At 73.1% G+C, this 13,280-nt stretch carries 15 protein-coding genes and 1 pseudogene; 6 read left to right on the top strand and 10 right to left on the bottom strand.

Going from position 1 to position 13,280, the window contains the following annotated elements:
• Positions 1-19 precede the first annotated feature (19 nt).
• Complete coding sequence (locus ACFYY2_RS02245; protein ID WP_388735803.1) at positions 20-1,258, bottom strand: aromatic acid exporter family protein; 1,239 nt, start codon at positions 1,256-1,258, stop codon at positions 20-22.
• A gap of 127 nt (positions 1,259-1,385) precedes the next feature.
• Here ACFYY2_RS02245 and ACFYY2_RS02240 point away from each other — a divergent pair, with 127 nt between their 5' ends.
• Positions 1,386-1,568, top strand: coding sequence for a DUF6480 family protein (locus tag ACFYY2_RS02240; RefSeq protein WP_388735800.1), 183 nt, complete (start codon positions 1,386-1,388; stop codon positions 1,566-1,568).
• Positions 1,565-1,876 (top strand): annotated as a pseudogene (locus ACFYY2_RS02235) (endonuclease); the annotation flags it as partial. The gene ACFYY2_RS02240 and the pseudogene ACFYY2_RS02235, both read left to right, overlap by 4 nt.
• Positions 1,877-1,941: 65 nt before the next feature.
• Here ACFYY2_RS02235 and ACFYY2_RS02230 read toward each other — a convergent pair.
• From ACFYY2_RS02230 to ACFYY2_RS02195, 8 genes are all read right to left on the bottom strand, one after another.
• Positions 1,942-2,691: a hypothetical protein gene (locus tag ACFYY2_RS02230; protein ID WP_388735797.1), complete on the bottom strand. Its 750-nt coding sequence runs from the start codon at positions 2,689-2,691 to the stop codon at positions 1,942-1,944.
• A gap of 162 nt (positions 2,692-2,853) precedes the next feature.
• Positions 2,854-3,048 carry a hypothetical protein gene (locus ACFYY2_RS02225; protein ID WP_327111797.1) on the bottom strand — a complete coding sequence of 65 codons (195 nt, stop codon included), beginning with the start codon at positions 3,046-3,048 and terminating at the stop codon, positions 2,854-2,856.
• A 137-nt stretch (positions 3,049-3,185) separates the two neighbouring features.
• A complete protein-coding gene (locus tag ACFYY2_RS02220) occupies positions 3,186-4,076 on the bottom strand; it encodes a phosphatidylinositol-specific phospholipase C/glycerophosphodiester phosphodiesterase family protein (protein ID WP_388735795.1) in 891 nt (296 codons plus the stop codon).
• Between the two features lie 208 nt (positions 4,077-4,284).
• Entirely contained in the window at positions 4,285-5,403 is a 1,119-nt protein-coding gene (locus ACFYY2_RS02215) for an acyl-CoA dehydrogenase family protein (protein ID WP_388735792.1), read from the bottom strand.
• A complete protein-coding gene (locus ACFYY2_RS02210; RefSeq protein ID WP_388735790.1) occupies positions 5,400-6,599 on the bottom strand; it encodes an acyl-CoA dehydrogenase family protein in 1,200 nt (399 codons plus the stop codon). Before ACFYY2_RS02210 ends, ACFYY2_RS02215 begins: the two co-directional genes overlap by 4 nt.
• Positions 6,596-7,564 (bottom strand): NADPH:quinone oxidoreductase family protein, encoded by a 969-nt coding sequence (locus ACFYY2_RS02205; RefSeq protein WP_388735787.1) that lies wholly within the window; start codon positions 7,562-7,564, stop codon positions 6,596-6,598. The genes ACFYY2_RS02210 and ACFYY2_RS02205 overlap by 4 nt, the downstream gene beginning before the upstream one ends.
• A gap of 103 nt (positions 7,565-7,667) precedes the next feature.
• Positions 7,668-8,267, bottom strand: coding sequence for a helix-turn-helix domain-containing protein (locus tag ACFYY2_RS02200; protein ID WP_388735785.1), 600 nt, complete (start codon positions 8,265-8,267; stop codon positions 7,668-7,670).
• Between the two features lie 35 nt (positions 8,268-8,302).
• Positions 8,303-9,259 (bottom strand): GlxA family transcriptional regulator, encoded by a 957-nt coding sequence (locus tag ACFYY2_RS02195; protein WP_388735782.1) that lies wholly within the window; start codon positions 9,257-9,259, stop codon positions 8,303-8,305.
• Between the two features lie 222 nt (positions 9,260-9,481).
• Here ACFYY2_RS02195 and ACFYY2_RS02190 point away from each other — a divergent pair, with 222 nt between their 5' ends.
• From ACFYY2_RS02190 to ACFYY2_RS02180, 3 genes are all read left to right on the top strand, one after another.
• A complete protein-coding gene (locus ACFYY2_RS02190; RefSeq protein ID WP_388735779.1) occupies positions 9,482-10,123 on the top strand; it encodes a DJ-1/PfpI family protein in 642 nt (213 codons plus the stop codon).
• Positions 10,124-10,169: 46 nt separating this feature from the next.
• Complete coding sequence (locus ACFYY2_RS02185; protein ID WP_388735777.1) at positions 10,170-10,625, top strand: hypothetical protein; 456 nt, start codon at positions 10,170-10,172, stop codon at positions 10,623-10,625.
• Positions 10,626-10,842: 217 nt separating this feature from the next.
• Positions 10,843-11,616, top strand: a complete 774-nt coding sequence (locus ACFYY2_RS02180) for a maleylpyruvate isomerase N-terminal domain-containing protein (protein WP_388735774.1) — start codon at positions 10,843-10,845, stop codon at positions 11,614-11,616.
• Positions 11,617-11,733: 117 nt separating this feature from the next.
• On the opposite strand, the gene ACFYY2_RS02175 is transcribed toward ACFYY2_RS02180, so the two are convergent.
• Entirely contained in the window at positions 11,734-12,468 is a 735-nt protein-coding gene (locus ACFYY2_RS02175) for a PIG-L deacetylase family protein (protein WP_388735772.1), read from the bottom strand.
• Between the two features lie 214 nt (positions 12,469-12,682).
• On the opposite strand from ACFYY2_RS02175, the gene ACFYY2_RS02170 reads away from it, so the two are divergent.
• Entirely contained in the window at positions 12,683-13,255 is a 573-nt protein-coding gene (locus tag ACFYY2_RS02170) for a rhodanese-like domain-containing protein (protein WP_388735770.1), read from the top strand.
• Positions 13,256-13,280: the final 25 nt, after the last annotated feature.

Genomic DNA, 13,280 nt, shown 5'->3' with positions numbered 1-13,280 from the left:
CAGTCACGGCCTCCTCGGATCAGTCACCGGACCGGATCGGCGAGGGGGCGGCTCCCCGCAGCCGTCGGGAGACCGCTCGCAGGCGGCGGTGGTGTTCGTGCATCTCCGCCGAGCGGCGGTCCAGCTCCTCTGCCAGTCGTTCGGTCCGTTTGTCGATGTCGAGTTCGTCGAGGATGCGGTCGACCTCGGCCAGCAGCGCGCCGTGCAGCTGCCACTGCCTGGGGTGCTCCTGCACGTCCTCGAGCAGGAGGTCCGCCACTCGGTCGCGCGCCCTGCGGCTCCGGGCCAGCGCGTCGGCCAGACGGTCCTCGGCCTCCTCCCCGCTCTCCGCGATCGACGTGGTGATCAGATCGGCGAAGCCCTCGATGGCCTCGGACATGTGAGCGAAGAGTTCCCGCAGGCACGCGGCCACGTCCTCGGGGAACAGTGACTCGTCCGTGCGGGCCTTGGCCAGGTCCGTCAGGGTGCGGGTCAGGACGCGGAGGACCACGGCGCAGATCTCCAGCGTGTCGAGGCCGGTGCGCAGCACGACGCGGTAGAGCAGTCCTTGCCGGACGCGGGGGTTGAGCGTCAGGCTGTCCTCGGCCTGCCGCAGGGACGCGTCGACCTCCACGATGTCGTGGTCCAGCCGGCGGGCCTCGTGCAGGCGCTCGGCGGCTTCCCCGACCGGGAGGTTTCCGCTCACCTCGTCGCCCAGGGCCCGGAACATGGTGCCCATCCGCTCCCCCAGGCCGCCGATCGACGCGCCCGCGGACTCGACCCAGACCGGTGGTGCGAACAGCAGGTTGAAGAGGAGGCCGACACCGGCGCCGATCAGGGTCTCCAGCACCCTCTCCCAGGCGGTGTTGGCGACCTGCGCGACGCCGAGGACCAGCATCGCGCTGATCGCCACCTCGGGCACGAACTCGTTGACCCGTACCAGCCGTCCGATCAGCAGGGCGCTGAAGATGGTCAGCCCGAGGCTCCACCAGCTCAGCCCGACGAGAGAGCTGAACGCACTGGCGATCAGCACCCCGACGACGACGGCGTTCACACGCCGGATCCCGGTGGTGAGCGTGGCGTAGAGCGTCACCTGGACCACGAGCAGGGCGGTGAGGGGGGCGGTGAGGGGCGAGGGGTGGGGATCGGGCAGGACCCACTCGGCCACCGCGAAGGCGATGACGGCCGCCGCCGTCGACCGCAGCGTCTGTGTCGCGGCCGGCTCGGTGGTCCGCTTGACGAGTTTGACGACGGGCGCGGGCGTGGAAACGGCAGGCATTCCTTGACGGTGCCCCGATCCGGGCCTCCCCAGCGCCTACGGGCCGCGCCGGACTCCGTACGGACGCACGCGTGCGTCCATCGGCTGCGGCCGCGCGCTCCGGGCCCTGCGGGTGGATGGTGGATTCATGGCTATTCCACTCACGCCGCCCGGGGAGACCCCTCCCGCCGAGGGCTGCATAAGCGAGGCACACGTCGAGCGCCCGGACGGCGGTATCTGGGAGCACCCCGTCTTCTGGGCCGTGATCGTACTGCTGGGCTCGGCGGTCTTCGCCGGCTACTTCATCGCCCGCATCTTCGGGTTCGCGTGACCTCTCGCCGCCCGCTCGACGAGTTGCTGGAGCGGCACGGCACGACGTACGCGGACGAGGCGGGCGCACGCCTGCGCGACAGGCCCCAGCCCTTGTACAAGCTGCTCGTGCTGAGCCATCTCCTGAGCGCCCGGATCCACGCGCAGATCGCGGTGGCCGCTGCTCGGGCCCTCTTCGCGCACCGGCTGAGCACACCGCGCCGGATGGCCGACGCCACCTGGCAGGAACGCGTGGACGCACTGGGCGAGGGCGGCTACCGGCGCTACGACGAGCGCACGGCCACGCAGCTGGAGGACGAGGCCGTGCTATCCGGCCCTGGTGGCGGCGGCTCTGGTCCGCGGTGCGCTGGACAGGAGCTGAGCGTCTGCCGGGGTCAGGCCTGCGGCCGCCGCTTGCCGGGCTTGGTGGAACGGCCTTCGACAAGGGCCCGCCTGATCCGGGCGGCGGTCGCCCGGGCGTGCTCGGAGGTCGCCGTACGGTCGGCGACCGAGGTCACGAAGCGGTGGGTGGGCCGCAGGCACCGGTCGCACGGCGTGTCCGTGGTGATCAGGTAGCCGTCCTCGCACTGCGGGTTCGTGCAACGGCTCGGACCGACGAGTGCCTCGGCGATCTCCTGCGGGGCCCAGCGGCGCCGCCCGTCCTCGTCCTTCTCGTGCAGGGCGTGCGACCAGCGGACGTTCCACCTGCGCTCCAGCCGCTCCAGGAGCTGGTCGGGAGTGCGCCTGGCCAGCTCCTGGTGGAGCAGGTCGTGGACCGTACGGGGATGGCGGTGGCCGAGCGCCTGGACCAGCGGTTGCGGAAGTGCCTGGAGGATGTAGGCGACGGGGTCGCCGGCCGCCCGCTCGCGCCACCTGCGGCAGGTGCACGGCCCCTCGGCGGGCAGGGCGCGCTGGCACCGGCCGCACCGGCCGCGGCATTCCGCGCAGAGACCGTCGTCGAGTCCGTCCACATGGGGGGCGGGTGCCCGTCCGCAGTCACGGCAGCAGGCGGCGCAGGGACCGCAGAGCCGCTCGTCGCCGAGCTTGGTCGTCCACTGCCGCTGCTGGCAGCGGCAGCACAGGGCGTTGTTGCAGTACTCGTGGTGGGCGGCGCCCGAGTGCCGTCCTGGGGGCGGGAATGACATTGCGGCGTTTCTCCAGTGCGTGGCGTGGAGCGGTCAGGTCCAAGCCATGTCGACGAAGCGCGCGCAGGGGCCTTGAGGACGACCGTACCGCCCCGTGCCGGTGCCGCGTCGCGCTCCGTCCCGATCGGAACGCCATTCTCCCGCACCGGGGCGGCGAGGAGGTCAGGGCCTCAGTCCGCCGACCACGTTCGCGGTGGCGCTGATCCCCTCGTGGATGGTGGGAGCCATGCTCGTACCGGCGAGGAAGAACCCGAGCAGGGCGCAGACGATCGCGTGCGACACCTTGAGCCCGCCGTTCCGCAGGAAGATCACCGCGAGAATCAGCATGAGCAGTACCAGTGAGATCGAAATGGCCATGGCCAACCTCCTCCGCCGCGCCGCAATTGCGGCATTCGGCGGCCAGTGTGGCGCAGCGCGGGGGCCGTTCGGCGGACCGGCGTGTCCGCCGAACGGGTGTTCACGCACGGTCACCGGAGGCTGCGGGCGGGACCCCGTCAGCCGCTTCGGCGACCGGTGCCTCCGCGCCGCCGGAGGAAGGATTCGAGCCCTTCGAGATCGTCGCTGTTGAGGTGGTCGACGCCGGCGGCGACGAGCTCGGTCCAGACCGCGTCACGCTCCGGCCCCGGGGTGTCCGGGGTGCCCCAGAAGCGGACCCGCCGGCCGGCGGCATGGGCCGTCGAGACGAAGGTGCGAAGCCTCTCCCGTTCGGCTGCGGGGAAGGGCCCTGCCCCCGTCCAGGTGAAGCTCTGCGTCCAGTTGCCGCTGATGAGCGGGATGAAGGAGGCGGGAGCCGGGGTGCCGAGATCGTCCGGCCTGCCGTCGTAGAAGGCGTAGCGGGTGGACTGCGCCTCCATCGGGACGCGGGCGGCGCGGTCGCCGGAGACGACGGCTGTCACGGCTGCCGTCCGGACGCGTCCGTGGGCGAAGTGGCTGAGCATGTGCCGGTGGCTCCGGAGCACCCGGTCGAGCGCGAGGTAGGTGGCGGCGCCCTCGGTCTTGATGTCGATCAGCAGTTGCAGCGGCTCGTGGTGTCCGGGGTGGACGGATCCGTGGTTGGCGCGTACCCGGGCCGCCAGGGGATCGAGGTAGAGGCCGGTCAGGGTGCGCGCGGGGTCGAGGCTTCCGGCCTCGTGGGCGACGAGCAGTTCGCCGTCGACGAGGAAGATGTCCGCCTCGACGCTGGTGAATCCGTGTGCGAGCGCGTCGTGGAGCGGGCGCGGATGCAGGTAGTCGTTGTGCGCGTGGGCCCGCGCGAGCGGGCGGGGGCCGCGGGGCCGGGTCTGCGCCGCGGGAGCCGCGGTTGCCGTCTGGGCGGGGATGAACACGCCGGCGGCCGCGGTGGCGAGAGCGGTGGTGACGACGCTGCGACGGGTCAGGTGTGCCATGGGGGTCTCCTGAGGCGGTCGGGCGGGCAACGCGACGAGTATGGCCGCACGGGCGCCCCGACAGGCAGGTACCTGCCAAGAGTTGGGCAGGCCGTCGTCGGCGGGACAGCCCTCGGTCGTCCGCGATGCGCCTGCCGGTTCCCCCGCGCCCGCCGCGTCCGAGACCGGGCGGGAAGTCGCGTGGCCACGCCTTCCCGCCCGGTCGGGCCTACGGTGCCGGAAGCTCCATCAGCTCGGCGACGGTGTCACGGTGCCGCCCGGCGGAGCCGTACGCGATCGAGTCGGCCTTGGCCCGCTTCAGATACAGGTGCGCGGGATGTTCCCAGGTCATCCCGATGCCGCCGTGCAGCTGCACGCACTCCTCGGCGGCATGGACGGCGACCTTCGAGCAGTACGCCTGCGCCACGGCCACGGCGAGCGCGGCGTCACGGCTTCCGGCGGCCAGCGCGTCGGCGGCGTTGCGCGCGGCGGCGCGCGCGGAGACGACCTCCAGCCAGAGCTGGGCCATCCGGTGCTTGAGCGACTGGAACGAGCCGACGGGCCTGTTGAACTGATGGCGCTCCCGGGTGTACCGGACCGTCTCGGTCAGGCACCACTCGGCCAGGCCCAGCTGCTCGGACGCGAGCAGGCCGGCGCCTGCCAGCAGCCCCCTCGTCACGGCCGCGGCGGCCGGCCCGGCCTCGGCGAGCCGGGTGCCGGTCGCGCCGCTCAGCGTGACCGAGGCGAGCGGGCGGGTCAGGTCGAGGGGGACGAGTGGCCGGACGGCCACGCCGTCGCCACCGGTCTCCACGGCGTACAGCCCCTCGCCGGTGGGCACCAGCAGTACGTCGGCGGCCACCGCGTCGGCCACACCGGTCACGGTCCGGTCGAGCGTGCCCGTCAGTGCCCCTGCGCCGTCGGCCGGTGCCGTGCCGAACGGCAGGGCGAGGACCGCGACCCTGCGCCCGGCCGCGAGATCGGCGAGGAGCCCACCGGCCGGCCCGTCGTCGGTGACGAGCGCGAGCAGCACCTCCGTGGCGACCACGGCACTGGTCAGATACGGGGCCGGTACGACGCTCCGGCCGAGCTCCTCGATGACCACGGCGGCCTCGCGGTGGCTCGCGCCCTGCCCGCCGAGCTTCTCGGGCACCAGCAGCCCCGCGGCCCCGATCCCGGAGGCCAGGGAATTCCACAGCCGCTGGTCGTACGGCGTGTCGGACTCGATCGAGGCGATCACCTCCGGCGCGTCGGCACGGTCCGCGAGCAGCGAGCGGACCGCCGACCTCAGGTCCTCCTCGGCCTCCGAGTAGAGCAGGTCCGGCGCGTGGGCTTCGGTCTGTGCGGTCATCGGGCGAGATCCTTCCAGGCTGCGTCCTTGTCGTTGCGCGGCTCGACGGGGAGGCCGAGCACGCGTTCGGCGACGATGTTGAGCAGCACCTCGCTCGTACCGCCCTCGATGGAGTTCCCCTTCGACCGCAGGTAGCGGTATCCGGCGTCACGTCCGGTGAAGTCGACCAGCTCGGGGCGCCGCATGGTCCAGTCGCTGTACAACAGGCCCTCGTCGCCGAGGAGTTCGACCTCCAGCCCGCTGATCTCCTGGTTGAGGCGGGCGAACGCGAGCTTCATGCCCGAGCCCTCGGGTCCGGGCTGTCCGGCGACGAGCTGCTGGCGCAGCCGCTCGCCGGTGAGCCTGGCCACCTCCGCCTCGACCCACAGGGTGAGCATCCGCTGGTGGAGATCGTGGGTGCGCAGTCCGGGCTGTTCGCGCCAGGTCTTCGCGACGGTGCCGATCATGCCGCCCTCGCGGGGGATGCGGGCCCCGCCGATCGAGACGCGCTCGTTCATCAGGGTGGTCTGCGCGACCTTCCAGCCGTCGCCGACCGGGCCCAGCCGCCTGTTGTCCGGGATGCGTACGCCGGTGAGGAAGACCTCGTTGAACTCGGCCTCGCCGGTGATCTGGCGCAGGGGACGAACCTCGACCCCCGGGTCGGTCATGTCGCAGATGAAGTAGCTGATCCCCCGGTGCTTCGGCACGCCGGGGTCGGTGCGGGCGATGAGGATCGCCCAGCGGGCGACGTGGGCACTGGAGGTCCAGACCTTCTGCCCGTCGACCACCCAGTCCCCCGTCCCGTCCTCGTCGCGGACGGCCCGCGTCGCGAGAGCGGCGAGGTCGGAGCCCGCGCCGGGCTCGCTGAAGAGCTGGCACCACACCTCCTCGCCGACCCACAGCGGGCGCAGGAAGCGATTCTTCTGCTCGTCGGTGCCGTAGCCGAGGATCGTCGGGGCGGCCATGCCGAGTCCGATGCCGATGCGGCGCGGATCGTTGTCGGGGGCCCCGGCGGCGGCGAGTTCGGCGTCGACGACGGGCTGCAGGGAGCGCGGCGCGTCGAGTCCGCCGAGGCCCACGGGGTAGTGCACCCATGCGAGGCCGGCGTCGAAGCGCGCCTCCAGGAACGCGGTGCGGCCGGTGGTGGCCGGCGGGTGGGCCGCCAGCAGTTCCCGGGTGAGACGGCGGATCTGCGCCGCGTCGACGGTGCCGCTCATCGGGCTCCTCCTGCCGGCAGGACGACGATGCGACCGGTGCTCGTCCCGTCCGCGACCCGCTGGACGGCCTGCGCCGCACCGGCCATCGGGACGCGCTCGCTGACGAGTGGTCTGACGGCGCCCTGTTCGGCGAGCTTGGTGAGTTCGTCGTGACAGGCGCGCACCGCGGCGGGGTCCTTGGTGTTGTACAGACCCCAGTGGAGGCCCATGATCGTGTAGTTCTTCACCAGGGCGTGGTTGAGCCCGGGCGCGGGGATCGAGCCGCTCGCGAAGCCGACGACGACGACCCGGCCCTCGAAGGCGATGCACTTGACGGACTTGGCGTAGGCGTCTCCGCCCACGGGGTCGTAGACCACGTCCGCACCGCGCCCCCCGGTGGCCTCCTTCACCGCCGCCACGATGTCCTCGCTCCTGCGGTCGATGACCAGGTCGCAGCCCAGCTCGCGGGCGACGGCGGCCTTCTCGGGTCCGCCGGCCACGCCGATGACGGTGGCTCCGGCCGCCTTGCCCAGCTGGACGGCCGCGCTGCCGACGCCGCCGGCCGCCGCGTGCACCAGCAGCGTCTCGCCGGCCCGCAGGTGCGCACGCCGGTGCAGTCCGAACCAGCCGGTCTGGTAACCGATGTGCAGTGCGGCCGCTTCGGCGTCGTCGAGGGCGTCGGGCGCCGGCAGCAGGGCCGCCTCGTCAGCGACGACGTAGTCGGCGAAGCCGCCTCGCGGAAGGGCGGGGGTGGCGAGCACCCGGCGGCCGTCCTCGGTCGTGCCGCAGATCTCCACCCCCGGGGTGAAGGGCAGCGGGGGCCGCACCTGGTACTGGCCCCGGCACAGGAGCGCGTCGGGGAAGTTGATGTTCGCCGCGCGCACCTCGATCAGCACCTGGCCGTCGCCGGGAACGGGCCGGTCCGTCTCCTCGAGCTCCATCACCTCGCTCGGCTCGCCGTTCCGGTGCACTCGCCATGCCTGCATGAGGGGCCTCCACAACACTGTCGGCATTACCACTGCTCCGGCGCATACTAAGCGGTCGCTTGCCCCTCTGGGAACACCCGCGCGCACACCGGGACCGCCCCGGTCACGGCCGTTTCGGCTTGGCCCTCACGTGCATCCGCTCCCCCTGCGGCCCGAAGAGGCTGAGGAACTCGACCGGCTCGTCGCCCACGGGACCGAACCAGTGCGGCAGGCGCGTGTCGAATTCGGCGGCCTCTCCCGGCACCAGGACGAGGTCGTGCTCGGCGAGCTTGAGCCGCAGCCGCCCATTGAGCACGTACAGCCACTCGTAGCCCTCGTGGGTCCGCTGCTCGGGCACCTCGGTGCAGGGCGCCTCCTGGATCACCTTGTACGCCTGGAGGCCCCCCGGCCGGCCGGTGAGCGGCAGGGACGTCTTCGTGCCCTGGACGATCGGCTTCGCCCGGACCCTCGGATCGCCGACCGGCGGGGCGCCCACGAGGTCGTCGAGCGGCACCTCGTGGGCGCGCGCGATCGGGAGCAGCAGTTCGAGACTGGGCCGCCGGCCGCCCGATTCCAGGCGCGACAGGGTGGAGACGGAGATCCCCGTCGCCTCGGACAGCGCCGCGAGCGTCACCCCACGGTCCTTGCGCAGCCGCCGCAGCCGGGGTCCGACGCCGGTGAGCACGGCGTCCAGTTCGGGGTCGTCCTGGTTCTGTTCCTTCATGCGACCATTGCAGAATCGGCAAAGGCGTTTGTCAATCAGGGTCGTCGGACCGCACCGCGGAAAGCCCGTCGGTACGCGTGAGGGCTGGTCCCCACCACGCGCTTGAAGCGGTCCCGGAATGCCGTCGGCGACCCGAAGCCCACGCGTACGGCGATGTGGTCGACGGCGTGCGGCGTCGTCTCCAGGAGGTGCTGCGCCCGGCGGATCCGCGCCCGGTGCAGCCACTGCAGCGGCGTGGTGCCCAGCTGCTCCCTGAAGCGGCGGTTCAGCGTGCGCGTGCTCATGCCGGCCCGGTCCGCGATGTCGTCCAGCGTGAGCTCCCGCCCGGCGTTCTCCTCCAGCCAGTGCAGCAGCGGTTCCAACTCCGCACCGCCGGGCGCGGGCGGCTGGGCGTGGACGATGAACTGCGCCTGGCCGCCCTCTCGTTCCAGGGGCATCACCGACAGGCGCGCCGCATCGGCTGCGACCGCCGAACCGTGGTCGCGACGGATCATGTGGAGGCAGAGGTCGAGCCCCGCGGCGGCTCCGGCCGACGTCAGGAACTGCCCGTTGTCGACGTACAGCACGTCGGGGTCGACTTCGATCTCGGGGTGTCTCGCGGCCAGGAGCCCGGTGGCCATCCAGTGGGTCGTGGCCTTCAGCCCGTCGAGCAGCCCGGTGGCCGCCAGGACGAGAGCGCCCGCGCAGATCGAGGCAATCCGGGTCCCGCCGGCGGCGGCGGCCCTCAACGCGTCGAGGGTGTGGGGCGGGACGGGGAGCGACGGGTCCGCGCAGCCCGGAACGATGATCGTGTCGGCCTCGGCCAGGGCGTCCAGTCCGTGTGGGGCGCGGAGCACGAACGCCCCCGCGTCGACCTCCTCGGTGGCGGCGCAGACCCGGACCCGGTAGGCGGGACTGCCGTCGGGAAGCCGGGTGCGCGAGAAGACCTCGATGGGGGTGGACAGGTCGAAGGCGATGACGCCGTCCAGCGCGAGTACGGCCACGGTGTGCATGACGCCATCCCATCAGATGCCGGCTTCCGGCCGGGGCCCCATACCTGCCGGGCCACCCGTGGACGCGAGCGTATGGCCAGGTCGGAGGCGTGGAGACGGCGATGGCGAGAATCCGTTGGAAGGTGTCATTTTCGCCACTGCCCTGCTCCTGCCCTGCGCCGTAGCGTCGGCTCCGGCCGTACCGGACCGGGTGCGGCCGCTCACCGAGAGGACACATGCCGGATGCTCGCCCAGATCGTCCTGTTCGACGGCTTCGACCCGCTGGACGTGGTCGCGCCGTACGAGGTGCTGCACGCAGGGGGCCTCGCGGCCGGCGGAGCCCTGACCGTGGAACTGGTGTCGGCGGAGGGCTCGCGCGACGTGCCGAGCGGGATCCCGGCGCTGTCCCTCCGCGCCACCGGCCGGCTCGACCCGGCCCGGGCGCGGCTGGTCGTACTCCCGGGCGCGGCCGGCCGGATGCCCGGGGGTCCGGGTCCGGACGGGGACGACAGCATTCCGGCGGTCCTGGCACGCGCCTTGGGCACCGGGCTGCCTCCGCTGCTCGACGAGGCCATGGGCCGGCCGGAGGTGTGCATGGCGACCGTGTGCGGGGGCTCGCTGCTCCTCGCGATGGCCGGGCTGATCGGGGGGCGCCCCGCGGTGACCCACCACGAGGGCATGGGCGCCCTCGCGGACGCGGGCGCCAGTCCGGTGGCGGCACGGGTGGTGGACGACGGCGACCTGGTGACCGCCGGGGGCGTGACGTCGGGCCTGGACCTCGGGCTGTACCTGCTGGAGCGCGAACTCGGCCCCGAGACCGCGCTCTCCGTGGAGCGCCTGTTCGCTCACGAAAGGCGTGGTGTGGTGTGGCGGTCCGCCGCGTGAGCACCGTCCACCCCGCCCCGACCCCTGGAACGGAACCCAGTCTCCCGTGACCACCTTCCTCCTCGCCGTCCACGTCCTGGCGGCCATCGTGGCTGTCGGCCCCGTGACCGTGGCGGCCAGCATGTTCCCACCCGCCGCTCGGCGCGCACTGGCCGACCCCGCGGACCCACGGGCATCGGCCGTGGTGCAGACCCTCCACCGCATCTGCCGTGTCTACGCCGGTGTCGGCGTGGCCGTCCCCGTGTTCGGGTTGGCGACAGCAGCCGGTCTGGGAGTCCTGCGCGACGGCTGGCTGATCGCCTCCATGATCCTCACCGCACTGGCGGCAGCCGTCCTGGTTCTGCTGGTCCTCCCCCGGCAGGAGGCACTGGCCGTGCCCGACTCCCCGGCAGCGCCGGGCGGAACGCGCCGACTCGGCATGCACACCGGCCTGTTCAACCTGCTGTGGGCGACGGTCACGGTACTCATGATCGTCCGTCCCGGCTCGACCACAGGAGTGTGATCACTCCGCGCCCGCGCCCCTCCGGCAGCAAGTGGACAGCCGGCCTGGCGGTCGCGCCGGTGCCTGGGCCCGGACGGCAGGTCCAACAGAGGTCGAAGTCGCCCTGACCGTGCAGGAGTCAGGGCGGCTTCGGCAGCCGGCGCCCCTCCCGGTCGTCGACGCGTTCGTCCGGCAAATTCGTTATCCGTCGGCCGGAGCGCCGTGATACACCACCGTCGTGCAAAACATCCTGGAGTTCCCCGATGTCCTGCGGCTGATCGAAGACCGCTCGGCCGCGTTCCGAGCCGCGATAGCGGCCGCCCCCGACCTTGACGTCCAGGTCGCGACCTGCCCGGACTGGACGCTGCGCGAACTGGCGCAGCACCTCGGCGACGGCCGCCGCCGCCAGGCCGCCGTCGTCGCGGCGGGCCCGGGCGCCGAGCCCCCGGCGAGGACGGACCCGAAGGGCGCCCCGACCGCGCCGCGCGACCGCGAGGCCCTGGACACCTGGCTCGCCGAGGCGACCGAGCTCATGCTCGACGCGATGCGCGAGGCCGGCCCGGACCGCGGCTGCTGGACCTGGTGGGGCCGCTCGCAGGCCCCGGAGACCAGCGGAGCCGTGGCCCGGCACCAGATCCAGGAGATCGCCGTCCATACCTACGACGTCCAGCTCACCCAGGGGAACGCACGGCCGCTGCCGACGGACGTCGCGGTCGAGGGCGTCGACGAGTTCCTGACGACCGTCTCGGCGACGACCGTTCCCTGGCCGTTCAAGCCGGCGACCATCGACCTGCACACGACCGAGGGCCGCTCCTGGCGCCTGACGCTCGACGCCGACGGCGTCCGCTGCGACGACCTCGCCGCCGACGCGGAGCCGGGCGACATGGCGATGCGATGCACAGCGAGCGACCTGGTCCTCTACCTCTACGCACGCATCCCGCTCGACGGCCTGGAGACCACCGGCGACACCGAGCCGATGGAGCGGCTCGCGGACTGGGACCCGAACGCGTAGACGCGCAGTCGCGACGCATCCGTCGGCGGTGCGCGCTTCCGAGGGCACTGGGCCGGGGGGTGCGGACATCGCGCGGCTGCGGGCCTGCTGTCCGCGGCCGGATGCCCCCGGCCCGGCTCAGCGGCTGAAGACCTCGAACGCGACGGCCGGGCGGCCGCCGAATCGCTCGGCCGCGCCCTCGGTGGCGCCGGCGAGGAACCTGCGGCAGTACGCCTCCGGCTCCTCGTCGGTCAGCACCTCGATGTAGGTGCGGTGGGCGAGGAGCGACCGGACGGCGCGTTCGAACCCCGGGGTCGCGTCGACCGCGTGGGTGGGCCGGTCGGTGCCGGCCACGGCGACCCAGCGCACGCCGTCCCACGGCTCGAGTCCCCGATCCCGGAGTTCGGGGAAGATCCAGCGGTTGCCGGCGTCGCCGGCCGCGTCCAGGGTGGCCCGGCCGACCGCGCGGTGGTCGGGGGTGTTCCAGGCGACGCCGCCCCAGGTGTCGCGGTGGTTGAGGGTGATGAGCAGTTCGGGCCGGTACCGGCGGATGGCCGCGGCGATGTCCCGGCGCAGCGCCGTGCCGTATTCGATGACGCCGTCCCGGTGGTCCAGGAACTCCACGGCGGTGACGCCCACGACCGAGGCGCTCGCCCGCTGTTCCCGTTCGCGCAACGGCGCGCACTCCTCGGGGGCGAGCGTGTCGATCCCGGCCTCGCCCCGGCTCGCCAGGAGGTAGGTGATCTCCCGGCCCTCGTCGGTCCAGCCGGCCACGGCGGCGGCGCAGCCGTACTCCAGGTCGTCGGGGTGGGCGACCACCGCCAGCGCCCGCTGCCAGTCCGCGGGCATGGGTTCCAGCTGCTGCTGTGTCATGCCGCGAAGGCTATCCGGGAAGCGATCACGGATCTGTGCATTCCGGGAGCGGTTCGGGGCAGGTGCGCTGCAGTCGCCCGGTCGGACGCGCCTCGCACCGAGCCGCGCCGAGCCGCAGCGAGCGGGACGAAATACCCCCGGGGGTATTGTTGCCTTCCGGAAGCCGGGACGAGCCGAGCCCCCGCCGCTCCGGCGACCGAAAGGAGTTACGCCCGTGATCAGCCCCGCATCCCTCTCACCCGCCCAGGCCGCGGCCCGTCTGGAGGAGTTCACCGTCATCGACGTACGGGCCCCGGGCGAGTACGCCTCGGGACACGTGCCGGGCGCCCTGAACATCCCGCTCGACCGGCTCGCCGAGGCGCTGCCCGCCCTGAAGTCGGCCTCGGCCCGGGGTTCCCTGCTGGTGGTGTGCGCCTCCGGGGTGCGTTCCGTCCGGGCCTGCGAGATCCTCGCCGACGCCGACATCGACGCCGCCACCCTGACCGGCGGCACCTCGGCATGGGAGGGCGACGGGCGCGGCCTCGACCGCCCGGCGGGAGCGCGGACGACGTGGCCGATGGAGCGCCAGGTGAGGTTCGCCGCCGGGTCGCTGGTGGTGGCGGGCCTGCTGGCCGGCCGGCGCCTCCCCGCGGCGCGCTGGCTGTCGGCCGGGGTCGGCGCCGGCCTCGTCTACTCGGCGGCGAGCGACACCTGCGGCATGGCGGCGGTCCTGGGGAAGCTCCCGTACAACCGCGCGCCGAAGGCGGAGGCCGGACTGATCGCAACCCTGGACGCGCTCCAGGGCTGAGCCCGGACGGCGCCGGGGCCACGCG

The organism is Streptomyces sp. NPDC001822, assembly GCF_042892135.1.
In the GTDB taxonomy this organism is placed as follows: Bacteria; Actinomycetota; Actinomycetes; order Streptomycetales; family Streptomycetaceae; genus Streptomyces.
This window is presented reverse-complemented; position numbering and strand designations above follow the sequence as displayed.